The 23617-nt window shown below is 75.0% G+C and carries 26 protein-coding genes and 3 pseudogenes; 28 read left to right on the top strand and 1 reads right to left on the bottom strand.

Features of this window, described 5'->3' with window-relative positions; translation table 11 throughout:
• Window positions 1–76 precede the first annotated feature (76 nt).
• The 17 genes and pseudogenes from murC to ACH495_RS21045 form a co-directional block, all read left to right on the top strand.
• Window positions 77–1558, top strand: coding sequence for a UDP-N-acetylmuramate--L-alanine ligase (gene murC, locus ACH495_RS21125; protein ID WP_396859424.1), 1482 nt, complete (start codon window positions 77–79; stop codon window positions 1556–1558).
• On the top strand, window positions 1555–2373 hold the full coding sequence (locus tag ACH495_RS21120; RefSeq protein ID WP_396859423.1) for a cell division protein FtsQ/DivIB: 819 nt from the start codon (window positions 1555–1557) through the stop codon (window positions 2371–2373). Before murC ends, ACH495_RS21120 begins: the two co-directional genes overlap by 4 nt.
• A 217-nt stretch (window positions 2374–2590) precedes the next feature.
• On the top strand, window positions 2591–3706 hold the full coding sequence (gene ftsZ, locus ACH495_RS21115; RefSeq protein ID WP_396859422.1) for a cell division protein FtsZ: 1116 nt from the start codon (window positions 2591–2593) through the stop codon (window positions 3704–3706).
• Between the two features lie 9 nt (window positions 3707–3715).
• Entirely contained in the window at window positions 3716–4462 is a 747-nt protein-coding gene (locus ACH495_RS21110; RefSeq protein ID WP_396859421.1) for a YggS family pyridoxal phosphate-dependent enzyme, read from the top strand.
• A 193-nt stretch (window positions 4463–4655) separates the two neighbouring features.
• Window positions 4656–5372 (top strand): cell division protein SepF, encoded by a 717-nt coding sequence (locus ACH495_RS21105; protein ID WP_396859420.1) that lies wholly within the window; start codon window positions 4656–4658, stop codon window positions 5370–5372.
• Between the two features lie 28 nt (window positions 5373–5400).
• Window positions 5401–5706 (top strand): YggT family protein, encoded by a 306-nt coding sequence (locus tag ACH495_RS21100; protein ID WP_091059628.1) that lies wholly within the window; start codon window positions 5401–5403, stop codon window positions 5704–5706.
• A 41-nt stretch (window positions 5707–5747) separates the two neighbouring features.
• Window positions 5748–6554, top strand: a complete 807-nt coding sequence (locus ACH495_RS21095) for a DivIVA domain-containing protein (protein WP_396859419.1) — start codon at window positions 5748–5750, stop codon at window positions 6552–6554.
• Between the two features lie 73 nt (window positions 6555–6627).
• Window positions 6628–6933: pseudogene (locus ACH495_RS21090) on the top strand (hypothetical protein); the annotation flags it as partial.
• 351 nt (window positions 6934–7284) lie between these two features.
• Window positions 7285–7479, top strand: a pseudogene (locus tag ACH495_RS21085) (hypothetical protein); the annotation flags it as partial.
• Between the two features lie 2 nt (window positions 7480–7481).
• Window positions 7482–7790 carry a DUF167 domain-containing protein gene (locus ACH495_RS21080; protein WP_396859418.1) on the top strand — a complete coding sequence of 103 codons (309 nt, stop codon included), beginning with the start codon at window positions 7482–7484 and terminating at the stop codon, window positions 7788–7790.
• Window positions 7791–7812: 22 nt separating this feature from the next.
• The gene (locus ACH495_RS21075) at window positions 7813–9318 is read left to right on the top strand and encodes a potassium/proton antiporter (protein ID WP_396859417.1); all 1506 of its coding nucleotides are present in this window, start codon (window positions 7813–7815) and stop codon (window positions 9316–9318) included.
• Window positions 9319–9538: 220 nt separating this feature from the next.
• Window positions 9539–9958 carry a TraR/DksA C4-type zinc finger protein gene (locus tag ACH495_RS21070; protein ID WP_107157596.1) on the top strand — a complete coding sequence of 140 codons (420 nt, stop codon included), beginning with the start codon at window positions 9539–9541 and terminating at the stop codon, window positions 9956–9958.
• A 67-nt stretch (window positions 9959–10025) separates the two neighbouring features.
• Window positions 10026–10631 carry a signal peptidase II gene (gene lspA / locus ACH495_RS21065; RefSeq protein ID WP_396859416.1) on the top strand — a complete coding sequence of 202 codons (606 nt, stop codon included), beginning with the start codon at window positions 10026–10028 and terminating at the stop codon, window positions 10629–10631.
• Complete coding sequence (locus tag ACH495_RS21060; RefSeq protein ID WP_396859415.1) at window positions 10628–11572, top strand: RluA family pseudouridine synthase; 945 nt, start codon at window positions 10628–10630, stop codon at window positions 11570–11572. The genes lspA and ACH495_RS21060 overlap by 4 nt, the downstream gene beginning before the upstream one ends.
• A 2-nt stretch (window positions 11573–11574) precedes the next feature.
• On the top strand, window positions 11575–12420 hold the full coding sequence (locus tag ACH495_RS21055; protein WP_396859414.1) for a hypothetical protein: 846 nt from the start codon (window positions 11575–11577) through the stop codon (window positions 12418–12420).
• Between the two features lie 141 nt (window positions 12421–12561).
• Window positions 12562–14139, top strand: coding sequence for an ATPase (locus tag ACH495_RS21050; RefSeq protein ID WP_396859413.1), 1578 nt, complete (start codon window positions 12562–12564; stop codon window positions 14137–14139).
• Window positions 14140–14187: 48 nt separating this feature from the next.
• Window positions 14188–15018: pseudogene (locus ACH495_RS21045) on the top strand (DUF2567 domain-containing protein); the annotation flags it as partial.
• A 136-nt stretch (window positions 15019–15154) separates the two neighbouring features.
• Here the strand turns inward: ACH495_RS21045 and ACH495_RS21040 are convergent.
• The gene (locus ACH495_RS21040) at window positions 15155–15859 is read right to left on the bottom strand and encodes an LON peptidase substrate-binding domain-containing protein (RefSeq protein WP_396859412.1); all 705 of its coding nucleotides are present in this window, start codon (window positions 15857–15859) and stop codon (window positions 15155–15157) included.
• Between the two features lie 107 nt (window positions 15860–15966).
• On the opposite strand from ACH495_RS21040, the gene hisD reads away from it, so the two are divergent.
• The 11 genes from hisD (at window position 15967) to ACH495_RS20985 (ending at window position 23606) form a co-directional block, all read left to right on the top strand.
• Window positions 15967–17289 (top strand): histidinol dehydrogenase, encoded by a 1323-nt coding sequence (gene hisD / locus ACH495_RS21035; protein WP_396859411.1) that lies wholly within the window; start codon window positions 15967–15969, stop codon window positions 17287–17289.
• Window positions 17286–18359, top strand: coding sequence for a histidinol-phosphate transaminase (locus tag ACH495_RS21030; protein ID WP_396859410.1), 1074 nt, complete (start codon window positions 17286–17288; stop codon window positions 18357–18359). Before hisD ends, ACH495_RS21030 begins: the two co-directional genes overlap by 4 nt.
• Entirely contained in the window at window positions 18356–18967 is a 612-nt protein-coding gene (gene hisB / locus ACH495_RS21025) for an imidazoleglycerol-phosphate dehydratase HisB (RefSeq protein ID WP_396859409.1), read from the top strand. The genes ACH495_RS21030 and hisB overlap by 4 nt, the downstream gene beginning before the upstream one ends.
• On the top strand, window positions 18967–19134 hold the full coding sequence (locus tag ACH495_RS21020; RefSeq protein ID WP_396859408.1) for a hypothetical protein: 168 nt from the start codon (window positions 18967–18969) through the stop codon (window positions 19132–19134). The genes hisB and ACH495_RS21020 overlap by 1 nt, the downstream gene beginning before the upstream one ends.
• Window positions 19134–19760: an imidazole glycerol phosphate synthase subunit HisH gene (hisH, locus tag ACH495_RS21015; RefSeq protein ID WP_396859407.1), complete on the top strand. Its 627-nt coding sequence runs from the start codon at window positions 19134–19136 to the stop codon at window positions 19758–19760. The genes ACH495_RS21020 and hisH overlap by 1 nt, the downstream gene beginning before the upstream one ends.
• Entirely contained in the window at window positions 19753–20073 is a 321-nt protein-coding gene (locus tag ACH495_RS21010; RefSeq protein WP_396859406.1) for a hypothetical protein, read from the top strand. The genes hisH and ACH495_RS21010 overlap by 8 nt, the downstream gene beginning before the upstream one ends.
• Window positions 20074–20091: 18 nt before the next feature.
• Window positions 20092–20820: a bifunctional 1-(5-phosphoribosyl)-5-((5-phosphoribosylamino)methylideneamino)imidazole-4-carboxamide isomerase/phosphoribosylanthranilate isomerase PriA gene (priA, locus tag ACH495_RS21005; RefSeq protein ID WP_396859405.1), complete on the top strand. Its 729-nt coding sequence runs from the start codon at window positions 20092–20094 to the stop codon at window positions 20818–20820.
• Complete coding sequence (locus ACH495_RS21000; RefSeq protein ID WP_396859404.1) at window positions 20817–21242, top strand: Rid family hydrolase; 426 nt, start codon at window positions 20817–20819, stop codon at window positions 21240–21242. The genes priA and ACH495_RS21000 overlap by 4 nt, the downstream gene beginning before the upstream one ends.
• A 491-nt stretch (window positions 21243–21733) precedes the next feature.
• Window positions 21734–22180 carry a MarR family winged helix-turn-helix transcriptional regulator gene (locus ACH495_RS20995; protein ID WP_396859403.1) on the top strand — a complete coding sequence of 149 codons (447 nt, stop codon included), beginning with the start codon at window positions 21734–21736 and terminating at the stop codon, window positions 22178–22180.
• A 2-nt stretch (window positions 22181–22182) separates the two neighbouring features.
• Window positions 22183–22608, top strand: a complete 426-nt coding sequence (locus tag ACH495_RS20990) for an organic hydroperoxide resistance protein (RefSeq protein ID WP_396859402.1) — start codon at window positions 22183–22185, stop codon at window positions 22606–22608.
• Window positions 22605–23606 (top strand): NADP-dependent oxidoreductase, encoded by a 1002-nt coding sequence (locus ACH495_RS20985; protein WP_396859401.1) that lies wholly within the window; start codon window positions 22605–22607, stop codon window positions 23604–23606. The genes ACH495_RS20990 and ACH495_RS20985 overlap by 4 nt, the downstream gene beginning before the upstream one ends.
• Window positions 23607–23617: the final 11 nt, after the last annotated feature.

Below are 23617 nucleotides of genomic sequence, written 5' to 3'. Positions count from 1 at the left end.
TGAGCTTGCGAGCCCCGCAGCCGCGAACGAAGGCGGCTCTGCTGATGCGGGCCGTCGCGACGGGAAGGTACCTCTCATGAACACCGCGCAGTTCACGCCCGCCGGCACGATGACGGCGGAGGACCTGGGCCGGATCCACCTGATCGGGGTGGGCGGGGTCGGGATGGCCGGGCTGGCCCGGCTCTTCCTCACCCGTGGCCTGCCGGTCTCCGGCAGTGAGCTGCGGGAGTGGCCGTCCCTGGCCGGCCTGCGCGCGCTGGGCGGGACGATCCACTCCACGCACGAGGCGGCCAACCTGGACGGGGTGGACACGGTCGTCTACTCCTCGGCCATCCCGCAGCACCACCTGGAGCTGGTCGAGGCGCGCCGCCGGGGCCTGCGGGTGCTGCACCGCTCCGAGGCGCTCGCCGCCGCGATGACCGGTCGCCGCACGGTGGCGGTGGCCGGCACGCACGGCAAGACGTCCACCACGTCGATGGTCACCATGGTGCTCCAGCAGGCCGGCGCCGACCCGTCCTTCGTCATCGGCGGCGAGATCTCCGAGGTCGGCTCCGGCGCGCACCACGGCACCGGCGAGCACTTCGTGGTCGAGGCGGACGAGAGCGACCGCTCCTTCCTCATCTACCGCCCGTTCCTGTCGATCATCACGAACGTCGAGGCGGACCACCTCAACACGTACGGCGACCTGGCCACCCTGGAGGCGGCGTTCGCCGAGTTCGCCCGGCTCACCGACCCGGACGGCTTCATCGTCACCTGCGCCGACGACGCCGGTGGCCGGCGGCTGGCCGAGACGCTGCGGGCGGAGGGCCGCCGGGTCTGGACGTACGGCGAGTCGGCCGACGCCGACCTGCGGATGAGCGACGTGGCCTCCTCGGCGCAGGGCGTGCGCTACCTGGCCGAGGTCGAGGGCCGGTCGCTGGGCGAGATCCGGCTGCCGATGCCGGGCCGGCACATGGCGCTCAACAGCGCCGCCGCGGTGCTCACCGCGTACCTGCTGGAGTTGCCGGTGGCGGCGGCGGAGGCCGCGCTCGGCGCGTTCCCCGGCGTGCGGCGGCGGTTCGAGCGCAAGGGCGTGGCGGACGGCGTGCTGGTCTACGACGAGTACGCCTACCACCCCACCTCGATGACGCTGGCGTTGCAGACGCTGCGGGAGGTGGCCGGCGACGGCCGGCTGATCGTGGTCTTCCAGCCCTACCGGCTGTACCGCACCCGCGACCTCCAGGCGGAGATCGCCGCCGCGCTCGGCATCGCCGACGAGCTGGTGCTGCTGGAGGTCTTCGGCCCCGGCGAGCCGCGCGAGCCGGGGGAGGGGTCGGTCGCGTTGATCGAGGCGGTGCCGCTGCCGGCGGACCGGAAGGTCTTCGTCGAGGCGTGGGACGACGTGCCGGCCGAGGTGGCCGGTCGGGCCCGGACCGGTGACGTGGTGGTGACCATGGGCGCGCCGCCGATCTCGCTGATGGGTGACCAGCTGCTGGACGCCCTGATCGCCCGCACCGGCGGCGCCACGGCGCTCGGCGCCGGCGTCGGCCCGGACGGCGCGGCGACCACCGCCGGATGAGTCCCGGCCCGGCCCGGGGCCGCACCCCCGGCCAGGACGGCGGCGCGGGGCGGCGCAGCCCGGTCCGGCGCTGGCAGCTGGTCCGGGCCGGGGCGGACGCGGTGCCGCCGTCCACCCGTCGCTTCATGGCCCGCGCGCGGCAGCGGCGGATGCGCGCCGCGCTGCCGTGGGCGGTGGCCGCGGCGGTGGCCGCGGTGGCCGCGCTGGTTGCCTGGACGGTGCTCGGCACCGGGTTGTTCGGCGTCCGTGAGGTGCGGGTGGTCGGTGCGCGGCTGGTCACGCCGGTGGAGATCCGGGACGCCGCGGCGGTGCCGGACGACGCGCCGTTGGCCCGGGTGGACCTGGCCGCGACCGCCCGCCGGGTGGGCGCGCTGCCGCCGGTGGCCCGGGCCACGGTGGAGCGGGACTGGCCGGCGACGCTGGTGATCCGGGTCGAGGAGCGGGTGCCGGTGGCCGCGGTGCCGCAGGGCGAGCGCTTCGCCGTCGTGGACGCCGCCGGCGTGGTCTTCCAGCGCCTGGACCGGGCGCCCGACGGGTTGCCGCTGATCCGGGTGGCCCGGCCGGGCCCCGACGACCCGGGCACCCGGGCCGGGCTGGCGGTGCTCGCCGCGCTCGGGGAGAAGCTGCGCGCCGAGCTGGTCACGGTGGACGTGGCCGGGCTGGCCCGGATCACGTTGCTGCTGCGGGGCGACCGGCAGGTCTTCTGGGGGGACGCCGCCCGCAGCGCGGACAAGTCCGCGGTGGCGACCGCGCTGCTGCCGCGCCGGACCGACCGGATCGACGTCAGCGCGCCGGACGTGGTCACCTTCCAGTGACCGGTCAGTCAGCGAACGACCGGTGTGTCGCCGGTCGCTCGGTCGGCGACACGCCGGAAAGGGTCCTTGGCTCCTGGCGCGGCGGCGCATACGTTGCCCCGAAGAGATCAGTGGTTGACATAACTCTAAGCCTCTAGTAGAGGGTGAGGGTTCTCCTCTGGTCCGGCCAAGCCGTGTGGGGTCGGCCCATGCCAATCTCGAAGGGAAAGGACCGGAGATGACACCTCCGCACAACTACCTGGCGGTCATCAAGGTCGTCGGCATCGGGGGCGGCGGCGTGAACGCCGTCAACCGGATGATCGAGGTTGGGCTCAAGGGCGTCGAGTTCATCGCGATCAACACCGACGCGCAGGCGCTGCTGATGAGCGACGCCGACGTCAAGCTCGACGTCGGCCGGGAGCTGACCCGGGGGCTGGGCGCCGGCGCCAACCCGGACGTCGGCAAGAACGCCGCCGAGGATCACCGCGACGAGATCGAGGAGGTGCTCAAGGGCGCCGACATGGTCTTCGTCACCTGCGGCGAGGGCGGCGGCACCGGCACCGGCGGCGCGCCGGTGGTGGCGAACATCGCCCGCAAGCTCGGCGCGCTCACCATCGGTGTGGTCACCCGGCCGTTCTCGTTCGAGGGCAAGCGCCGCCAGGTGCAGGCCGAGGCGGGCATCGAGGAGCTGCGCAACCAGTGCGACACGCTCATCGTGATCCCGAACGACCGGCTGCTCGCCCTCGGTGACCGCAACATCTCCATGATGGACGCGTTCCGCACGGCGGACCAGGTGCTCCTCTCCGGTGTCCAGGGCATCACCGACCTGATCACCACGCCTGGCCTGATCAACCTCGACTTCGCCGACGTGAAGAGCGTGATGAGCGGCGCCGGCAGCGCGCTGATGGGCATCGGCAGCGCCCGGGGCGAGAACCGCGCCGTCGAGGCGGCCGAGGCGGCCATCTCCAGCCCGCTGCTGGAGCAGAGCATGGACGGCGCGCGGGGCGTGCTGCTCTCCATCGCCGGCGGCTCGGACCTCGGCCTGTTCGAGATCAACGACGCGGCGCAACTGGTCACCGACGCGGCCCACCCGGACGCCAACATCATCTTCGGCGCGGTGATCGACGACGCGCTCGGCGACGAGGTGCGGGTGACCGTGATCGCGGCCGGCTTCGACGGGGGCACCCCGGCCTACAAGGCGGTCGACCCGCCGCGCAAGAGCAACCAGAACCCGCCCACCCAGCCGAACGCGCCGGCGAACCCGCCGTCCACCATGCCGGCGCCGCAGCAGCCGTCGCGTCGGGTGCTCTTCGACGACGTCGACGTGCCCGACTTCCTCAAGAACGGGTCCTGAACCGCGCCGATGACGGACTCACCCATCGTGGTGCGACCCGAGCGTCGCGCCGAGCTCGCGGCCGGCCTGGCCCGGGTCCGGGCCCGGATCGCCGACGCCTGCGCGGTGGCCGGCCGGCGTCCCGACGAGGTGACCCTGGTCGCGGTGACCAAGACGTACCCGGCCGCCGACGTGGTCGCGCTGGCCGGCCTCGGCGTGACCGACGTGGGGGAGAACCGGGACCAGGAGGCGGCGCCGAAGGCGGCGGCGGTGGCCGGGGCCGAGGCGGTGCCGCGCTGGCACTTCATCGGGCAGTTGCAGCGCAACAAGGCCCGCTCGGTGGTCCGGTACGCCGACGTGGTCCAGTCGGTGGACAGCGTGCGACTGGCGGCCGCCCTGGACGCCGCCGCGACCGGTGCCCGGGACCGCGCGCTGGACGTGCTGGTGCAGGTGAGCGTGGACGGCGACCCGGCCCGGGGCGGCGCGCTGCCGGGCGTGGCCGACCCGGAACGGGGCCTCGACCCGGTGGCCGCCGCGGTGGCCGGGGCGGGCGGGCTGCGGTTGGCCGGCCTGATGGCGGTGGCCCCGCTGGGCTGGGAGCCGGACCGCGCGTTCGCCAGGTTGGCCGAGGTGGCGGCGCGGCTGCGCGCCGACCATCCGGGCGCGACGGCGCTGTCGGCGGGGATGAGCGGCGACCTGGAGAGCGCGATCAGCCACGGCGCGACACATGTCCGCGTCGGCAGCGCGTTGCTCGGAATGCGCCCCACGCTGGGGTAGCCTGGCCCTGACGGAAGCAAATTACATCAGTGTTGTTCAGGACGGCGTTCCCGTAGCCGGGGGCCGTGACGGGCGGGCCGCGAACCGCACGTCAGGGGATTGCCGGTCCGGTCCGGTGGGCATGATCGTCCACTCGTGATCAAGCGACACGGCACGGGGGCGCGTGCCGCACGGCGGACGGAAGGGCGCGGGGATGGGTGCACTGCGCAAGGCGGGGGTCTGGCTCGGTCTCGTCGAGGAGGACGACGAGCGGGCGTACGAGGACGGTGGCTACGACAAGGGTGGCTACCGCGACTCGTCGCGCTACCGGTCGAGCCGGTACGCCGAGGAGTTCGCCGACGAGGACGACGAGGAGTCGGAGGAGCCGCCGGCGCCCCGGGCCCGGCCCGGTGACCGGGGTCGGCTGACCGAGCGCGCCACGAGCCGCGCCGTCGACACCGACCGCGCCGAGTCCGAGCGTCCGGAGCGGGCCGACCGTGCGGAGCGGGCGGAGCGGGCGAGTGTCCGCTCCATCACGCGTTCCTCCGCCGGGGAGAGCTCCGGCGCGTTGTCGTACCACACCCGGGACAACCTCGCCCTGGCGCCGCAGGCCCCGCCGCGTGAGCGGGCGGTAGTCCCGGAGGACGAGCAGCGTTACCAGATCACCACGCTGCACCCGACCACCTACCGCGAGGCGCGGACCATCGGCGAGCACTTCCGGGACGGCGTTCCCGTGATCATCAACCTCACCGAGATGGACGAGGCGGACGCCCGCCGACTGGTCGACTTCGCCGCGGGGCTCGCGTTCGGCCTGCGCGGTACGATCGAGCGCGTGACCAACCGGGTGTTCCTGCTCTCACCGGCCAATGTCCAGGTCACCGCGGAGGACAAGGCCAAGATCGCTGAGGGCGGCTTTTTCAGCCTGAGCTAGCCCGCACGACCGAGGGACGTCGCCTGCTGTGTTGTCGATCCTGTTCCAGGTGCTCTACCTGCTGCTGTATTTCTTCCTGCTTGTCCTGTTGGCTCGATTTGTCCTCGGGGCCGTGCTGGCCTACGGTCGCCGGTGGCAACCCGGCCGGGGGGCATCGGCGGGACTGGAAGTCGTGTGGAGCGTCACTGATCCGCCCCTGCGAGCGTTGAGGCGTGTGATCCCACCACTGCGAATTGGTACCGTGAGCATCGACCTGGCCTCCCTTGTGCTCCTGGTTATCCTGTTCGTGCTGATGGAGTTCGTGTTACAGCGCCTGATCGTGGCGTTCGCCTGACCAGAGCGCTTTCGCGGCCGCAACTGACCCGAGGAGTTTCGATGCCGCTGACCCCGGCCGACGTCCACAACGTCGCCTTCAAAAAGCCGCCGATCGGCAAGCGGGGGTACGACGAGGAGGAGGTCGACGCCTTCCTGGACGAGGTCGAGCGTGAGCTGGCCCGTCTGATCGAGGAGAACAACGAGCTGCGCGCCCAGGTGGAGCGCGGCGGTCGGGGTGGCGCACCCGCCGGCCCCGGCGGCGACGCCCGGCTCGCGGCGGAGCTCAACGACGTCAAGGCCCAGCTCGACCGCGTGCAGCGCGACAAGGCGGCCGCCGAGCAGGCGGCCCGGGCGATGCAGGCCGAGCTGGAGCAGGTCCGCACCCAGAGCGGCCCGGTGGGCGTGACCGGTGACGGCGAGCAGCAGGCGCTGCGGGTGCTCATGATGGCCCAGCGCACCGCCGACGACCACGTCTCCGACGCCCGGCGCGAGGCCGACAGCCTGCTCTCCGAGGCCCGGTCCAAGGCCGAGGAGGTCACCCGCGAGGCGCGGGCCAAGGCCGACGCCCTGGAGCGGGACGCCCGCCAGCGGCACCAGGAGGCCATGGGCGGCCTGGACGCCAAGCGCACCGCGCTGTCGAAGCACATCGAGGAGCTCAAGCAGTTCGAGCGCGAGTACCGCACGCGCCTCAAGGCGTACCTGGAGAGCCAGCTGCGGGACCTCGACGGTCGTGGCCAGGGCATCGAGGTCGAGATGAACCGCGAGGGCACCCGTGCCGTGGGTGGCAGCAACGGCCTCGCCACCGCCGGCCTCGCCGGCTCCTTCGGCGGTGGCCGCGGCGCCGGCTCGCTCGAGTCCGGCCGCTGATCCCGCGTCGGTGGCCGTCCCCGTGGCGGCCACCGACGGCACCAGTCCGACACGACGCGGCCGGGGGTGAGCCGTGATAGCCGCCAGCGTCCTGCTCATCCTCGTCGCGGTCGTGCTGTTGGTGGTCGGGCTGGCCGGTGGGTCCAGCCCGCTGCTGATCGTCTCCATCGCGGCCAGCCTGCTGTCCGCCGTCGCCTTCGTCGTGTTCGCCCGCCAGGCGGCCGCGGCCCGGGCCACGGCGGGACGGGAGGCCGGGCCGCGGTCCCGGACCGCACCCACCGGCCCGTCCCCGGACGAGCCGGTGAGCCCGGTCCCGCACCACACGTCCACGGTCGGTGCCGGTGGACCCGGGTGGCGGCAACCGCCCGGTCCGCCGGTGACCGAGCCCTACCCTCCGGCGGCCCGCGCCTACTCGCCGCCGGACGCCCCGTCCACCGCTGTCCACTCGCCGCCGGTCGAGCCGGACGTGGGCGGGTATCCGCTGTCGCCCGCACCGGACGCCCCGTGGACCGGCGCGTACTCGCCGCCGGCCGCGCCGGACGCCGCGCCGGACTCGGCCTTCCCACCGGACGAGCCGGACGCCGCGCCGGACCCGGCCTTCCCACCGGACGCGCCGGACGCGCCGGACTCGGCCTTCCCACCGGTGGCCGAGCCGGCACCCACCTCGCCCGCCCCGGGCGGGCCGCTCGCCGGCGACCCGCCGGCCGAGTTCCTCTCCGCCGGGGAGGTCGCCCGGCTGGTGCGACTGCCCGACGAGGTCCGGGTGGTCGACGGCCACCCCCGGTTCCACCTGGTCGACTGCCCCCACCTGGTGGGCCGGCCGGACGAGCCGTTGCCGGTCGCCGAGGCGGTCGGGCTCGGCTTCACGCCGTGCGCCTACTGCGCCGTGGCCACCACGCTGCTCACCGACGCCCGGCCACGCTGACCATGGCGACCGTGGACACCCCGCTCACCGTCGCGGTGCGCGTGAAGCCCGGCGCGGCCCGGGCCCGGGTCGGCGGCCGGTTCGACGGGCCGTACGGCCCCGCCCTGGTCGTCGCCGTGCACGCGCCGGCGGTGGACGGCCGGGCCACGGAGGCGGCCCGGCGGGCGCTGGCCGACGCGCTCGGGGTCCGGCCGGCGGCGGTGTCGCTGCGGTCCGGCGCGGCCAGCCGCGACAAGCTCTTCCTGGTCGAGCGCCCGGCCGACGGGCTGCCCGAGGTGCTGCGTCGGCTGCGCGACGGCAGCGCCGGGTGAGGGTCCGGCGGGCCGGTACGCGATGACGCCGGGGCTGAACCTCGCGCTGCTGGTGGGCGCCGCGGTGCTGCTGGTCGCGGTGGGCGCGGTGCGCTTCTCCACCCGGCTCGGCGTGCCCAGCCTGCTGGTCTACCTGGCGCTCGGCGTGCTCATCGGCGAGGCCGGCCTGGGCATCCGCTTCGACGACGTCGAACTGACCCGGGTGCTCGGCTTCTGCGCGCTCATCGTGATCATCGCCGAGGGTGGTCTGAGCGCGCGGTGGAGCACGCTGCGGCCGGTGCTCGGCCTGGCGGCCGTGCTCTCCACGGTCGGCGTCGTGGTCAGCATCGTGGTCGTCGGCGTGGTGGTGCACCTGCTGCTCGGCCTGGACTGGCGGCTGGCCCTGCTCTACGGCGCGGTGCTCTCGTCCACCGACGCCGCGGCGGTCTTCGCCACGCTGCGCCGGCTGCGCCTGCCGCCCCGACTGGTGGCCACGCTGGAGGCCGAGTCCGGGATGAACGACGCCCCGGTGGTCCTGCTGGTGCTGCTGCTGTCGCGGGCCGGGGTGGCGGCGGCCCACCCCTGGTGGTACGAGGCGCTGCTGCTCGGGTACGAGCTGGGCGCCGGCGCGGCGGTCGGCGTGGGCGCGGGCCTGGCCGGGCGGTACGCGCTGCGTCGCGCCGCGTTGCCCTCGGCCGGCCTCTACCCGATCGCGGTGGTGGGCTTCACCGTGCTGGCGTACGCGGCCGGCGCGGCGCTGCACGCCTCGGGCTTCCTCGCCGTCTACGTGGCCGGGGTGCTGCTCGGCAACTCCCGCCTGCCGCACCGGCAGGCGATCCTCGGGTTCGCCGACGGCCTGGCCTGGCTGGCCCAGATCGGCCTGTTCGTGCTGCTCGGCCTGCTGGTCTCGCCGAGTCGGTTGGACGCGGCGGTGCTGCCGGCCGTGATCACCGGTTTGGCCCTGCTGCTGTTCGCCCGGCCGCTGTCGGTGGCGGTCTCCGCGCTGCCGTTCCGGGTCTCCCGGCGCGAGCAGCTCTTCCTCTCCTGGGCGGGGCTGCGCGGCGCGGTGCCGATCGTGCTGGCCACCATCCCGCTGTCGTTGCGGGTGCCGGGCGCGGACCGGCTCTTCGACGCGGTCTTCGTGCTGGTGGTGATCTTCACGTTGCTCCAGGCCGGCACGCTCGCCCCGGCCGCCCGCCGGCTGGGCGTGACCGCGCCGGCGGAGGCGAGCGAGATCCTGCTGGAGACCGCCCCGCTGGAGCGGATGCGGGCCGACCTGCTCCAGCTGGAGGTGCCGCCCGGTTCCCGGCTGGGCGGCGTGCACGTGGACGAGCTGCGGCTGCCGGTGGGCGCGGCGGTGACGCTGGTGCTGCGCGACGGGGTCGGTTTCGTGCCCGGCCCGGACACCCGGCTCAAGGTGGGGGACAGCCTGCTCATCGTGGCCACCGCCGGGGTGCGGGACGCCGCGGAGCGGCGGTTGCGGGCGGTCAGCCGGCGCGGTCGCCTGGCCCGGTGGTTTGGGGAGTACGGCGAGGACCGTACCGGCTGATCTGCTAGCGTTCCTTTTGCCCCGATAGTTGGCAGTTCGGGGCGGAAAATCGGAGCGACGGTGCGGCACGTTGTCGGACGCCTGTACGTTCCGTATTCTTGCCAACCTCCGGAGTGCACGGCGGGGTCGCCGTGTGCCCCGTTCCGTTCGCGGGGGACGCGCCGGTGCCCCCTGCCCACGTACCGCTGACCGCCGCGCCACGCGGCTGAGGGAGCTGACGATGGCGAAGCCAGCCGACACCAGGACCGCCGGTCGCAAGCCGGTGGCGAAGGCCACCCGCAGCGCGGCGGAGACCGAGAAGATCCGGGCCGCGCTGGCGGCGCGGCGGGACGAGCTCAACGCCGAGTACGATCAGACGCTGAGCGAGATCACCGAGCTGCAGCGCGACCGGCTGACCGACTCGGCCGGGGACGACCAGGCCGACACCGGCACCAAGACGTTCGAGCGTGAGCAGGAGATCTCTCTCGCCAACAGCATCAAGGAGCGGATCACGCAGGTCGAGCGCGCGCTGGAGCGTCTCGACGAGGGTGGCTACGGCTGGTGCGAGCGGTGCGGCAACCCGATCCCGGTGGAGCGGCTCGCCGCGTTCCCGTCGGCCACCCTCTGCGTGAGCTGCAAGCAGCTGGCGGAACGACGCTGACGTCCGTTCCCCGGCGGCCGAACCGCAGACGGTGACCGCCACCGTCGCGCACGTCGATGGGGAGCAGATGACCGCAGCACCACCCGCCGGGTCCGGCACCACCGAGTCGGGGGCCGGCGCGCCGCGCCGCACGGCGGTCGGCCTGCTGCTCGGCGTCTCCCTCGTCTCGCTCCTCGCGGACCTGGGCACCAAGCAGCTCGCGCTCAGCGAGCTGCCCGGCCGGGAGGAGCCGGTGTCGGTGCTCGGCGGCGCCGTCTACTTCACCCTCACCCGCAACAGCGGCGCCGCCTGGAGCATCGGCTCCGACCACACCTGGGTCTTCCCGCTGATCACGTTCGCGGTGATCGGCTGGATCGGCTGGATGGCGCTGCGACTGCGCTCGCTGCCGTGGGCGGTGTCGCTGGGCCTGGTGCTGGGCGGGGCGCTGGGCAACCTCACCGACCGGATCTTCCGCGCGCCGGGGCACTTCGTCGGCCACGTGGTCGACATGATCAGCCTGTTCGGCCCGTACGGCGAGTACTACCCGGTGTTCAACCTGGCCGACAGCTCGCTGGTCTGCGGCGTGGTGCTGGCGGTCTTCCTGGAGCTGACCGGGCGGCAGCGCGACGGCTCCCGGGCCGGCGCGAAACCCACCACCGACGAGGCCCCCGCCGACCAGAAGGAGCGCGCGTGACCGCCGCGTACGCCACCGGCGGGGACCACCGCTCCCTGCCCGTCCCGGACGGGCTCGACGGCATGCGGCTGGACCAGGCCGTGTCCCGGCTGTTCGGGCTGTCCCGCACCGCCGCGGCGGCGCTGGTCGACGCCGGTGACGCGCTGGTCGACGGCACCGCCCGGGCCAACTCGCACAAGGTGCGGGCCGGCGCCTGGCTGGAGGTCACGCTGCCCGCGCCGGTCGCCCCGCCGACCGTGGTGCCGCAGGCCGTGCCCGGTCTGACCGTGGTCTACGCCGACGACGACATCGTGGTGGTCGACAAGCCGGTCGGGGTGGCCGCGCACCCGAGCCCCGGCTGGACCGGCCCCACCGTCATCGGCGGGCTGGCCGGCATCGGCCACCGCATCTCCACCAGCGGCGCCGCCGAGCGGCAGGGCGTGGTGCACCGGCTCGACGTGGGCACCACCGGGATCATGGCGGTGGCCAAGAGCGAGCTGGCCTACACCGCCCTGAAGCGCGCCTTCAAGGAACGCGAGGTGGAGAAGCGCTACCACGCCGTGGTGCAGGGCCACCCGGACCCGCTGCGCGGCACCATCGACGCGCCGATCGACAGGCACCCGCACCACGACTACCGGTGGGCGGTGGTCTCCGGCGGCAAGCCGAGCATCACCCACTACGACACGCTGGAGGCGTTCCCCTCGGCCAGCCTGCTCGACGTGCGGCTGGAGACCGGGCGTACGCACCAGATCCGGGTGCACTTCTCCACCCTGCGGCACCCCTGCGTGGGCGACCTGACCTACGGCGCGGACCCGACCCTGTCGGCCCGGCTCAAGCTGTCCCGGCAGTGGCTGCACGCCCGCTCGTTGAGCTTCCGGCACCCGCGCACCGGCGACGAGGTCACGTTCGTCAGCGACTACCCGGACGACCTGGCCCGGGCGCTGGAGATCCTGCGCGACTGACCGTGGGCGACGACGACACCGCGTCGCCGGGCCGCTCGCGTGCCGCGGCGCTCACCTGGCTCGTGCTCGGCTGCGTGCTGGTGGTGCTGGTGGTGGCCGTCGCGCAGCGGCGGGACCGGCCGGTCGGCGACCGCACGGTCGGCGAGGTGACCCGCGTCGGAGTGGCCGCCGGCGGGTCCGTCCCGGCGTACCGGCGCGCTGCCGCCGCGGAGCTGGCCCGGCTCGACGCGCCGGACGGCTGGGCGCTCGTCACGTTCGCCGCCTACCTGACGCCGGACCGGGTGGCGACCGCGCTGGCCGGGACGCCGGTCTCGGCGGTGATCGCGCGCGTGCCGCTGCCCGGCCGACAGACCGAGATCGTGCGGATCGCCGCGTTGCGGCTGCCCGACGACGTGGTCGGCGGGATGGCCGAGGTCGCCGCGCGCAAGGACCGGGAGGCCGCGGACTACCTGACCCGCGCCGCCACCGCCGATCCCGGGCTCCGTCGGGAGTACGACACCGGCGCCGCGGTCGCGGCCGGGGAGGCGGCCGGCTACCGGGCCGGGTGCGCGTGCGTCTATGCCGCGGTGGTCCGGGCCGCCCCGGACGCGCTGCGCGCGCTCGCCGACCGTCCCGGCGTACGGGTGGTGGACCCGGCGCCGGAGGTGACCCGGCTGGACCGGACCGTGTTCACGCCACCCCTGCCCGAGCAGCGCGACGTGGCCCGGCCACCGGCCGACACCGGACCGGCGTCGGGTGGCGGAATGGGCGATTCGTCGGAAGCCGCACCGACAGTGAGCGGACCTTCACCGACCGGCCGGCCGCCGGTGACCGGCTCCGACCCGCCCAATCCCACTCCCACCTCCTGAGACGCCCGGATGCGCGACCGCCTGTCGGGTGCCACGGTGAGGAGAGCCACCGGGCGATGTGCGGCGCGGGGAGTGGTCCGAATAGGGTTTCGTTCGTAGCCTGTCAGGCGTCAGATCGATGGGCTGGGGGAGGGCGAATCCTTGGACGGCAGCGAGACCGGCTGGGGTCGGCAGGGTGAGCCGGCACCGCGGTGGCGGGCGCTGCTCGACCGGGCCCGGCTCGGCGGTCGCGGCGCGGAGCACGCCGACGCCGACCGGCACGCCGAGGAATCCGTGTCGCCGCCCCCCGAAGCGCTGCCGCGCCGTGGCGCGGGCACCGGCTGGACCGGCCGCGCCGCCGCCGTCGGCCGCGCCCCCGACGGGTCGTACGCCGCCGAGCCCGGCTACCGGGCCGAGGCCACGTTCCGGGTCGATCCGGCCTTCCGCGCCGACCCGCGCCACGACGGCGAGCCGGCCTACCGGGCGGAACCGGCCTACCGCACCGACCCGGAGCCGCTGGCCGAGCCATCCTGGCGGGCCGAGCCGTCCTATCCGCCGGAGCCGCTGGCCGAGCCGTCCTGGCGGGTCGATCCGTCCTACGCCGCGGAGGCCCCGGTCGAGCCGTCCTGGCGGGCCGACCCGTCCTACGCCGCCGAGCCGCCGGCCGAGCCGTCCTGGCGGGCCCAGCCGGAGCCGCGCGGGCGGGCCGAGGCGCCGGTCGAGTCGCGATACTCCCTGCTCGACGGCGGCTACCGGCCCGCGCCGCCGCCCGCGGAGTCCCGCTACGCGTTGCTGGACCGCGGCCGGTACCGCCCCGGGATCCCGCCCACGCCGGAGCCACCCGTGGTGCCCACGCCGCGCCGGCCGGTCGAGGCGCGGCCGGGCCGGATCGAGGCGGCCCCGGCCCGGTGGCGCACCCCGGCGCCGGACGCCGAGCTGGAACGGGCCACCGGCGTGCTCCGCCGCGAGCTGGGCACCCCTCGGGTGCTCGCGTTCGCCAACCCCAAGGGCGGGGTGCACAAGACCACCGCCACCGTGCTCGCCGCCGCCACCGTGGGCAGCGTGCGCGGGCGCGGCGTGCTCGCCTGGGACGACAACGAGCTGCGGGGCACGCTCGGCCTGCGCGCCGGCAGCGCCCGGCACGCCCGCACCATCCGCCACCTGGTCCACGACCTCGCGCAGATCGAGATCCTCGAGGGCAACACCCTGCTGGCGCACCTCGACGACTACCTGCGGCACGCCGCCGACGGCTCGTACGACGTGCTGGCCGGCGAGGAGAGCCCGCGTTTCGCCCAGCGCCTCGACCAGTTCACCGTCAAGCGGGTGCTGGAACTGTTGCGCCGCACCCACGAGGTGGTCTGCGTGGACACCGGCAACAACGTGGAGAGCCCGAACTGGCGCACCGTCATGCAGGCCGCCGACCAGCTCGTGGTGACCACCGTGCCGCGGGAGGACGCCGCGTTCAGCGCCGACTGGATGCTCGACCTGCTGCACGAGGTGGGCATGGGCGAGCTGGCCGACAACGCGGTGACGCTGATCTCCTGCCCCACCCCGGGGCGCACCTCGCTCCAGGACGACCTGGAACGGCACTTCGCCACCCGCACCCGGGCGGTCACCGTGGTGCCCTACGACCCGGCGCTGGAGACCGGCTCCTCGATCGAGTACCACCAGCTCCAGGCCGAGACCCGCAACGCCTGGCTCAAGGCGGCGGCGGTGATGGTGGAGCCGTTCGCGCGCTGACCGCCGACCACCGCCCCACGGCGTGCCCCGGCCTGAGAGGATCACCGGGTGAGCCCGGACACCCCTGATCCCGAGCGGCCCGCCGACCGTCCCGGCGCCGCGGCGCAGCCGCCCGCCGAGCAGCCGCCCGGCTGGCCCGGTGGCCTCCCGGTCCCCGCCGGCACCCCGGTCACCGCGCCCGGCGCGGACCCGCTCGCCGGCCATCCGGACGTCGTGCGCGAGATGCCCGGCGCGGCGCCCGACACCCGGCGCGACGGCGGCCGGCCGGTGGCGACGGTCCTCGGCGTGACGGCGCTGCTCACCGCGCTCGGCGTGCCGCTGGGTCTGCTGTGGGCGTGGGTGGCGCCGGGCACGCCGGTGCGGCAGACGCCGGACGGCGCCGTGTACGCGGTCCCGCAGCCGGAACAGCCGATCGCGGCCGACGGCTGGTTCAGCCTCCTCGCGCTGGGCTTCGGGGTGCTCGCCGCCGTCGCGCTGTGGGTGCTGCTGCGCCGCCGGCGTGGCCCGGTGGGTCTGCTCGCGGCGACGCTGGGCGGCCTCGGCGCGGCGGTGGTGGCCTGGCAGGTGGGCCGCCGGATCGGGCTGGGCACCTTCGAGCGGCTGCTGGACACCGCGCCGCCGGGCACCGACTTCACCAAGCCGGCCGACCTGCGCGCCGGCGGGGTCGACTGGTTCGGCCCGCTGCCCCTGCCGCACGGCAACCTGCTGCTCGCGGCGTTCGGCGCGGCCGTCACGTACACGCTGCTGGCCGGCTGGTCGCGATGGCCGTCGCTGCGCCCGGAGCCGGAGCCCGGCGACTGGCCGGGCGGCCCAGGGTCGGACCGCGGGTGGCCGGGCGGGCCGGGGTCGGGCGGCGGGTGGCCGGGCGGGCCGGGGTCGGGCGGCGGGTGGCCGGGCGGGCCAGGGCCGGGCGGCGGGTGGCCGGCCGCGACCGGGCCGGGCGACGGGTGGCCGGCGGCGGGGCCCGGCGGGAACGGGCCGGAACCGGCCGGCGACCGGCCGGCCCCGCCGGGGGTCAGTTCGGCGCCGGAAGACCCGCCAGCTCGCTGAGCGGCACCGGCACCGCGCGGACCTGGCGCAGCAGTGCCGTCTCGCGGTTGAGCAGGCGCAGTTCGGCGCGGAGCCGGCCGGGGGTGTCGTCGATGGCGAGCAGCCGCTGCCGGTCGGCGACGGTCAGCGCGGCGGTGGCCGCGACCAGGTGCGACAGCACGGTCGGGTCCTCCGGGAGCTGCTCGGAGATCTCCTCCTGGTCCGGCCGGATCAGACCGAGGTAGTGCCGGAACACCGAGATCACCCGGGCCGCCAGCACGTCGGCGACCTCGTCCGGGCCGGCCGGCTCGGGCAGCCACTCCACCTCGGCGGTGAGGTAGGGCTCGGCGTCGTCGTCGATCTCGGCGATGCGGAACCGGCGTCGACCCACCGTGACGATGTCGAACCCGCCGTCGGCCAGCTCGGTGACCTGCCGCAGCTCGGCCGTGCAGCCCACCTCGTGCAGGGTGACCTCGCCGCCGGCCAGCCCGGAGCGGCCCGGCGGCCCGGCCGGCGCGACCTCCCAGCCGGCCTGGATCGCCACCACGCCGAACTCGCGCGGGGCGCCCTCGGGCAGCCCGACCAGGTGGCGCACCAGCGCCCGGTAGCGCTCCTCGAAGATGTGCAGCGGAAGGACCAGCCCGGGGAAGAGGACGGTCCCGAGCGGGAACACCGGCAGCCGTGCGCTCACGTGATCGAGCGTAGCTCCCCCGCGCCCGGCCTGCGTGTCCCGGCTCACCGTCCCGGCGTGCGGGCGGCCCCGGTCGGCCCGACCGGCGGCGGCCTAGACTCGCAGGTGTGCTGAATCGGATCGACCTGCGCGGCGGCGTGCCCGACCCGCGCCGCCTGCTGCCCCGTGCCCAGCTCGACGTCTCCGTCGCGGTCGAGCGGATCCGCCCCCTCGTCGAGGCGGTCCGCGAGCATGGATACCCGGCGATCCGGGAGGCCAGCGAGCGGTTCGACGGCGTCGCGCCGACGCATCTGCGGGTGCCGGTCGAGGTGATCCGTGCCGCCGAGGGTGAGCTGGACCCGCAGGTCCGCGCCGCGCTGCTGGAGTCGATCACCCGGGCCCGCAAGGTCCACGCCGACCAGCGCCGCACCGACCACACCACGACCGTGGTGCCCGGCGGCACGGTGACCGAGCGGTGGGTGCCGGTCGACCGGGTGGGCCTCTACGTCCCCGGTGGCCTGGCCATGTACCCGTCGACGGTGGTGATGAACGTGGTCCCCGCCCAGGCGGCCGGGGTGCGCTCGCTGGTGGTGGCGAGCCCGCCGCAGAAGGACAACGACGGCCTGCCCGACCCCCGGGTCCTCGCCGCGTGCGCGCTGCTCGGCGTCGACGAGGTGTACGCGGTCGGCGGCGCCCAGGCGGTGGCCATGCTCGCGTACGGCGCGACGGTCGACCCGGCCGGCGAGGAGCGTTGCGACCCGGTCGACATGATCACCGGGCCGGGCAACATCTGGGTCACCGCCGCGAAGCGGCTGCTGCGCGGCGTGGTCGGCATCGACGCCGAGGCCGGCCCGACCGAGATCGCCGTCCTGGCCGACCACACGGCCGACCCGGCGCACGTGGCCGCCGACCTGATCAGTCAGGCCGAGCACGACCCGCTGGCGGCCAGCGTGCTGGTCACCCCGTCGACCGAGCTCGCCGACGCGGTCGACGCCGAGCTGGCCCGGCAGGTGCCGGCCGCGAAGCACGCCGAGCGGATCGGCACCGCGCTGCGCGGCGAGCAGAGCGGCGTGGTCCTCGTCGACGACCTGGCGGCCGGGCTGCGGGTGGTCGACGCGTACGCGGCCGAGCACCTGGAGATCCAGACCGAGAACGCCCGCGAGTGGGCGTTGCGGGTGCGCAACGCCGGCGCGATCTTCGTGGGCGCCTGGTCGCCGGTGTCGCTCGGCGACTACTGCGCCGGCTCCAACCACGTGCTGCCCACCGGTGGCTGCGCCCGGCACTCCTCCGGGCTGTCCGTGCAGTCCTTCCTGCGCGGCGTCCACCTGGTCGAATACACCGAGCAGGCGCTGCGCGAGGTGGCCCCGCACGTGGTCACGCTGGCCGGCGTGGAGGACCTTCCGGCGCACGGCCAGGCGGTCCGCGTCCGCTTCCCCGGAGGCGACTCGTGACCACGCTCGACGACCTGCCGATCCGGGACGACCTGCGCGGGCGTTCCCCGTACGGCGCGCCGCAGCTCGACGTGCCGGTGCGGCTGAACACCAACGAGAACTCCTACCCGGTGCCCGAGCCGGTGGTCGAGGCGATCGGCAAGGCGGTCGCGGCCGAGCTGCGCGACCTCAACCGCTACCCGGACCGGGACGCGCTGGCGCTCCGCGCCGACCTGGCGGCCTACCTGGGGCACGGCCTCACCGCCGACCACGTGTGGGCGGCCAACGGCTCCAACGAGATCCAGCAGCAGCTGCTCCAGGCGTTCGGCGGCCCCGGGCGCACCGCGCTCGGCTTCACCCCGGCCTACTCGATGCACCCGCTGCTGGCCCTCGGCACCGGCACCGGGTGGCTCCCGGGCGTCCGGGACGCCGACTTCGGGCTCACCGCCGCCGCCGCGGTCGCCCAGGTGCGCGAGCACCGCCCGGACGTGGTGTTCCTCTGCTCGCCGAACAACCCGACCGGCACCGCGCTCGACCCGGCAGTGGTCGCCGCCGTGCTGGCCGAGGCGCCGGGCATGGTGGTGGTGGACGAGGCGTACGCGGAGTTCGCCCGGCCCGGCACGGTCAGCGCGCTGGCCGTGCTGCCCGGTCACCCGCGGCTGGTGGTCACCCGCACCATGAGCAAGGCGTTCGGGTTCGCCGGCGGCCGGCTGGGTTATCTGGCCGCCGATCCGGCGGTGGTGGCGGCGGTGCAGCTGGTCCGCCTGCCGTACCACCTCTCCGCCCTCACCCAGGCCGCCGCCCGCGCGGCGCTGGCGCACCGCGACGCGCTGCTCGGCACCGTCAGCGCCGTCATGGCGCAGCGCGACCGGATCGTCGCCGAGCTGCGCGCCCGGGGGCACCGGGTGGCCGACAGCGACGCCAACTTCGTGCTCTTCCACGTCGACGGCGACCAGGGCGCCGCCTGGCGTACCCTGCTCGACGCCGGCGTGCTGGTCCGCGACGTCGGCCTGCCTGGCTGGCTGCGGGTCACCGCCGGCACCCCGGCCGAGACCGACGCCTTCCTCACCGCGATGGAGAAGTTGTCATGAACCGCACCGCCCGGATCGAGCGGGTCACCAACGAGACCAAGGTGCTGGTCGAGATCGACCTCGACGGCACCGGCCAGGCCGACATCTCCACCGGCGTCGGCTTCTACGACCACATGCTGAACCAGATCGCCCGGCACGGCGGCTTCGACCTGACCGTGCACACGGTCGGCGATCTGGAGATCGACGCGCACCACACCATGGAGGACACCGCGCTCGCGCTGGGTGCCGCCTTCGACCGGGCGCTGGGTGACAAGGCCGGCATCCGACGGTACGGCTCGGCCACCGTCCCGATGGACGAGGTGCTGGTCCGGGCCGCGGTCGACCTTTCCGGCCGGCCGTACGTGGTGCACGACGAGCCGGCGTTGTCGCCGTACATCGGGCCGGTCTACCCGACCAGCATGACGCGGCACATCTGGGAGTCGTTCGGCCAGGCGGCCCGGGTGACGTTGCACGTGGACGTGCTGCGGGCGGCCCGCCCCGGCGGCCACCCGGACGCGCACCACGTGGTCGAGGCCCAGTTCAAGGCCGTTTCCCGGGCGCTGCGTGAGGCGACCGCGATCGATCCGCGCAGCGCCGGCGTGGTGCCCAGCACGAAGGGCGCCCTGTAATGAAGGTGTGGCCGACGCTGCTGCTGATCCTGGCCGGGGTGCTGGTCGGCGGGACCTGGTCGCTCTACAAGCAGGGCGCCGCTCGCGCCGCCGTGGTGGTCACCGGCCTGCTGGCCGTGCTGGCCACCGCCGGCGGGCTGCTCTGGCTGCTGCCCGGGGAGGGCTGATGGCCCGGCGGGTGGTGGTGCTCGACTACGGCTCGGGCAACCTGCGTTCGGCCGAGCGCGCGCTGGAGCGGGCCGGCGCGGACGTCACCGTGACCGACGACCTGACCGCCGCCGCCGGGGCCGACGGCCTGGTGGTGCCGGGTGTCGGCGCGTTCGCCGCGTGCATGGCGGGGATCGAGGAGCTGGGCGCCGGCCCGGTGATCGCCGACCGGGTCGCGGCCGGGCGTCCGGTGCTCGGCATCTGCGTCGGCATGCAGGTGCTCTTCGGGCACGGTGAGGAGCACGGCGTGGTCACCAAGGGGCTGGGGCTGCTGCCCGGCGGCGTGACCCGGCTGCCCGCGCCCCGACTGCCGCACATGGGCTGGAACACGGTGCACGCCCCGGAGGGTTCGGTGCTCTTCGCCGGCCTGCCGGCCGACGCGCGGTTCTACTTCGTGCACTCCTACGGCGTCACCGACCCGGCGGCGCTCGCCGCCGCCGGCGTCGCCGTGACCACCGCGCACCACGGCGGCGACTTCGTCGCGGCGGTGGAGCGGGGCGCGCTGTCGGCCGCCCAGTTCCACCCGGAGAAGTCGGCCGACACCGGCGCGGCGCTCCTGCGCAACTGGCTCGGCACGCTTGAGTAAGGAGCGGGCCCGCCGCCGGGCGGCCCGCGAGGCCGAGCAGGAGCGGGAGCGCGCCGTCCGGGGCCGCCGGGTGGCGCGTCGGGAGCGGCGCCGAGCCTGGGTACGCCGGCTGACGCCCCGGCTTCGGCGGGGTCGCACCGGCCGGCTGCGCCGGCACAGCCGGCGGGAGCGGGCGACCATCGTGCTGCTCACCGCCGTCGCGGTGGCCGGCATCTGGAGTTACGTCGACGACCTCGCGCTGCGTCTGGCGTTGGTCGTGTTGTTGCTGCTGGTCCTGCCGGCGATCGTGGTGATCGCGTTGGACCGTCGTTGAGGATGCGAGGAGACACCGTTGAGCCTTGACCTGTTGCCCGCCGTGGACGTCGCCGACGGCCAGGCCGTCCGGCTCGTGCAGGGCGCCGCCGGCAGCGAGACCGCGTACGGCGACCCGTTGGAGGCGGCCCTCGCCTGGCAGTCCGACGGGGCGGAGTGGATCCACCTGGTCGACCTGGACGCCGCGTTCGGCCGGGGCTCCAACGCCGCGTTGCTCGCCGAGGTGGTCGGCAAGCTCGACGTCAAGGTGGAGTTGTCCGGCGGGATCCGCGACGACGAGTCGTTGCGGGCGGCGCTGGGCACCGGGGCGGCCCGGGTCAACATCGGCACCGCCGCGTTGGAGGATCCCGAGTGGTGCGACCGGATCTGCGGCGAGTACGGGGACCGGGTGGCGATCGGGCTGGACGTGCGCGGCCGTACCCTCTCGGCGCGGGGTTGGACCCGCGACGGCGGTGATCTCTACGAGGTGCTGGCCCGGCTGGACGCCGCCGGCGCGGCGCGGTACGTGGTCACCGACATCACCAAGGACGGCACCATGCGCGGGCCGAACCTGGACCTGCTGCGCGAGGTGTGCGCCCGTACCGACGCGCCGGTGATCGCCTCCGGCGGGGTGTCCACGCTGGATGACCTGCGGGCGCTGGCGACGCTGGAGCCGGTCGGCGTGGAGGGCGTGATCGCCGGCAAGGCGCTCTACGCCGGCGCGTTCACCGTCGCCGAGGCGCTCGCCACGCTGCGGGCCGGCGCGTGACGATCGAGGTGGGCGGGTCGCCGGTCGACGATCCGGTGGTCACCCGGCTCGGCTCGGGCGGCCCGTGGGAGGCGGTCTACGGCTACTCCCGGGTGGTCCGGGCCGGCGCGCTGGCGATCACCGCCGGCTGTACCTCCACCGTGGATGGTCGGGTGGCGCACGAGGGGGACGCGGCGGCGCAGACCGCGCAGGCGATCCGGATCGGCCTGGACGCGTTGGCCGAGGTGGGGGCCGGGCCGGCCGACGTGGTGCGGACCCGGATGTACGTCACCGACCGGCTCTACGTCGACGAGGTGGGCCGGGCGCACAACGCGGTGTTCGGCCCGGTTCGTCCGGTGGCGACCATGGTGGTGGTGGCCGGCCTGGTCGACCCGGAGCACCTGGTCGAGGTCGAGTTGGAGGCATACGTCCCCGGCCCCTGAGCCGGGCGGCCGGCGCGGACGTCGGTCTGCTGTGCCTGTCGAGCTGATATCAGAAACGACTCACCGCTGCGGCGGCGTGGGCAGGCACCCGGAGCTTGTGGCGACCGGGTCGTCCGCGCGTTCTTGACGCAGTTGACGCGCTGCCACGGGGCGCCCCGGAATCCGCGGTGGCATGGCCAGCCGGTGGGCGGTCCTGTCCGGGGCCCGGCCGGCGGTGGCGCGGGTGGCCGGTGGGTGGGCTGGCCGGGTCACGCGTCATCCCGGCCGGCCGGTCCGCGTCCGGCCGGTGCCGACGGCAGCGCCAGCGCCAGCGCCAGCGCCGACGCCAGCGCCGGTGCCGGCGACGGTAGGTGGGGCGGTCCGGGCGCGCCGGTCCCGAGTCGTTTCTGCTCTCAGCTCGAAAGGCGCTCCGGGCCAGGTGCCGCCCGGTCCGGCTGGCTCCCGAGCCAGATAGGTTGTGCACAACTTGATTGCGCGCTACAGTTCGACGGGTGACCGATGATCTGGTGCTACGCCGGCAGGTGTGCTTCGCCCTCTACGCGGCGTCGCGCGCCCTGACCGACGTCTACCGGCCCATCCTCGACGAGCACGGCCTGACCTACCCGCAGTACCTGGTGCTGCTGGTGCTCTGGGAGCGCGGCGACGACGCCCCCACGGTCTCCGAGCTCGGCGCGCGGCTCCGGCTCGACTCCGGCACGCTCTCCCCGCTGCTCAAGCGGCTGGAAGCGGCCGGCCTGGTGGTGCGTACCCGCTCGGCGGCCGATGAGCGCCGGGTCGAGGTGGGCCTCACCGACCGGAGCCGGGCGCTGCGGGAGCGGATGGCGGACGTGCCGATGCGGGTGGCCGTGGCCACCGGCCTCACCGAGGCCGAACTGGTCGGCCTCCGCGACACGCTCACCCGGGTCACCGAGACGATCCACCGACCGAAGGAGCAGTGACAATGCAGGTCCTCTACACCGCGTCCGCCAAGGCCACCGGCGACGGCCGGGACGGCCACGTCCGCACCTCCGACGGCACCGTCGAGCTGGACCTCGCCGTGCCGAAGGAGATGGGCGGCGCCGGCGGCGCGGCCAACCCCGAGCAGCTCTTCGCGGCCGGCTACGCGGCCTGCTTCCACTCCGCGCTGCGCATCGTCGCCCGCCAGGCCAAGGCGGACGTCGCCGGCTCGGTCGTCGAGGCCGAGGTGGGCATCGGCCCGAACGGCAGCGGCGGCTACGGCCTGACCGTGACACTGGTGGTGGACCTGCCCGCCGTCGAGCGCTCGGCCGCCGAGAAGCTGGTCGAGGCGGCCCACCAGGTCTGCCCCTACTCGAACGCGACCCGCGGCAACATCGAGGTCGCGCTGACCGTCCGGGAGGCCCTGTGAGCAGCGTGAACCGGGAGATCCACCTGGCCTCCCGCCCCGAGGGCTGGCCGACCGCCGACAACTTCCGGCTGGTCACCACCGAGGTGCCGACGCCGGGTCCGGGCCAGGTCGTGGTGCGCAACCAGTTCATGTCCGTCGACCCGTACATGCGGGGGCGGATGAACGACGTCAAGTCGTACGTGCCGCCGTTCGCGCTCGACGCCCCGCTCGACGGCGGCGCGATCGGTGAGGTGGTGGCCGGCGAGGCCGCTGGCGTCAAGCCCGGCGACGTCGTGCTGCACGGCCTGGGCTGGCGCGAGTACGCGCTTGTCGACGCGACGGCCGTCCGCAAGGTCGACGCCGGCCTCGCGCCGGTCAGCGCCTACCTGAGCGTGCTCGGCATGACCGGGCTGACCGCGTACGCCGGGCTGCTCGACGTGGCCGCCATGAAGCCCGGCGAGACCGTCTTCGTCTCCGGCGCGGCCGGCGCGGTGGGGTCGATGGTCGGGCAGATCGCGAAGCTGCGCGGCGCCGGCCGGGTGATCGGCAGCGCCGGCTCCCGGGCCAAGGCCGAGCGGCTCACCGCGCTCGGTTTCGACGCCGCCTTCGACTACCACGACGGGCCGGTGTACGAGCAGCTCAAGGCCGCCGCGCCGGACGGCGTCGACGTCTACTTCGACAACGTCGGCGCGGACCATCTGGAGGCCGCGATCGGGGCGATGAACCTGCACGGCCGGGCCGCGATCTGCGGCATGATCGCCCAGTACAACTCGGCCGAGCCGCCGGCCGCCCCGCGCAACCTGGCGCTGGTGATCGGCAAGCGGCTGACGCTGCGCGGATTCCTCGTCGGTGACCACGGTCACCTGCGTGAGCAGTTCGTGCAGGAGGTGGCCGGCTGGCTGCGCGAGGGCCGCCTGTCGTACGACGAGACGGTGATCGACGGCATCGAGCAGGCCCCGGACGCGTTCCTCGGCCTGCTGCGCGGCGAGAACCTCGGCAAGATGCTCGTCCGCCTCTGACGCCCCGCGCG

Origin of the sequence: Micromonospora sp. NPDC018662 (assembly GCF_044391475.1) — a bacterium.
In the GTDB taxonomy this organism is placed as follows: Bacteria; Actinomycetota; Actinomycetes; order Mycobacteriales; family Micromonosporaceae; genus Micromonospora.
Note: the sequence above shows the minus strand (reverse complement) of the source record. Positions and strands in the feature narration are given on the sequence as shown.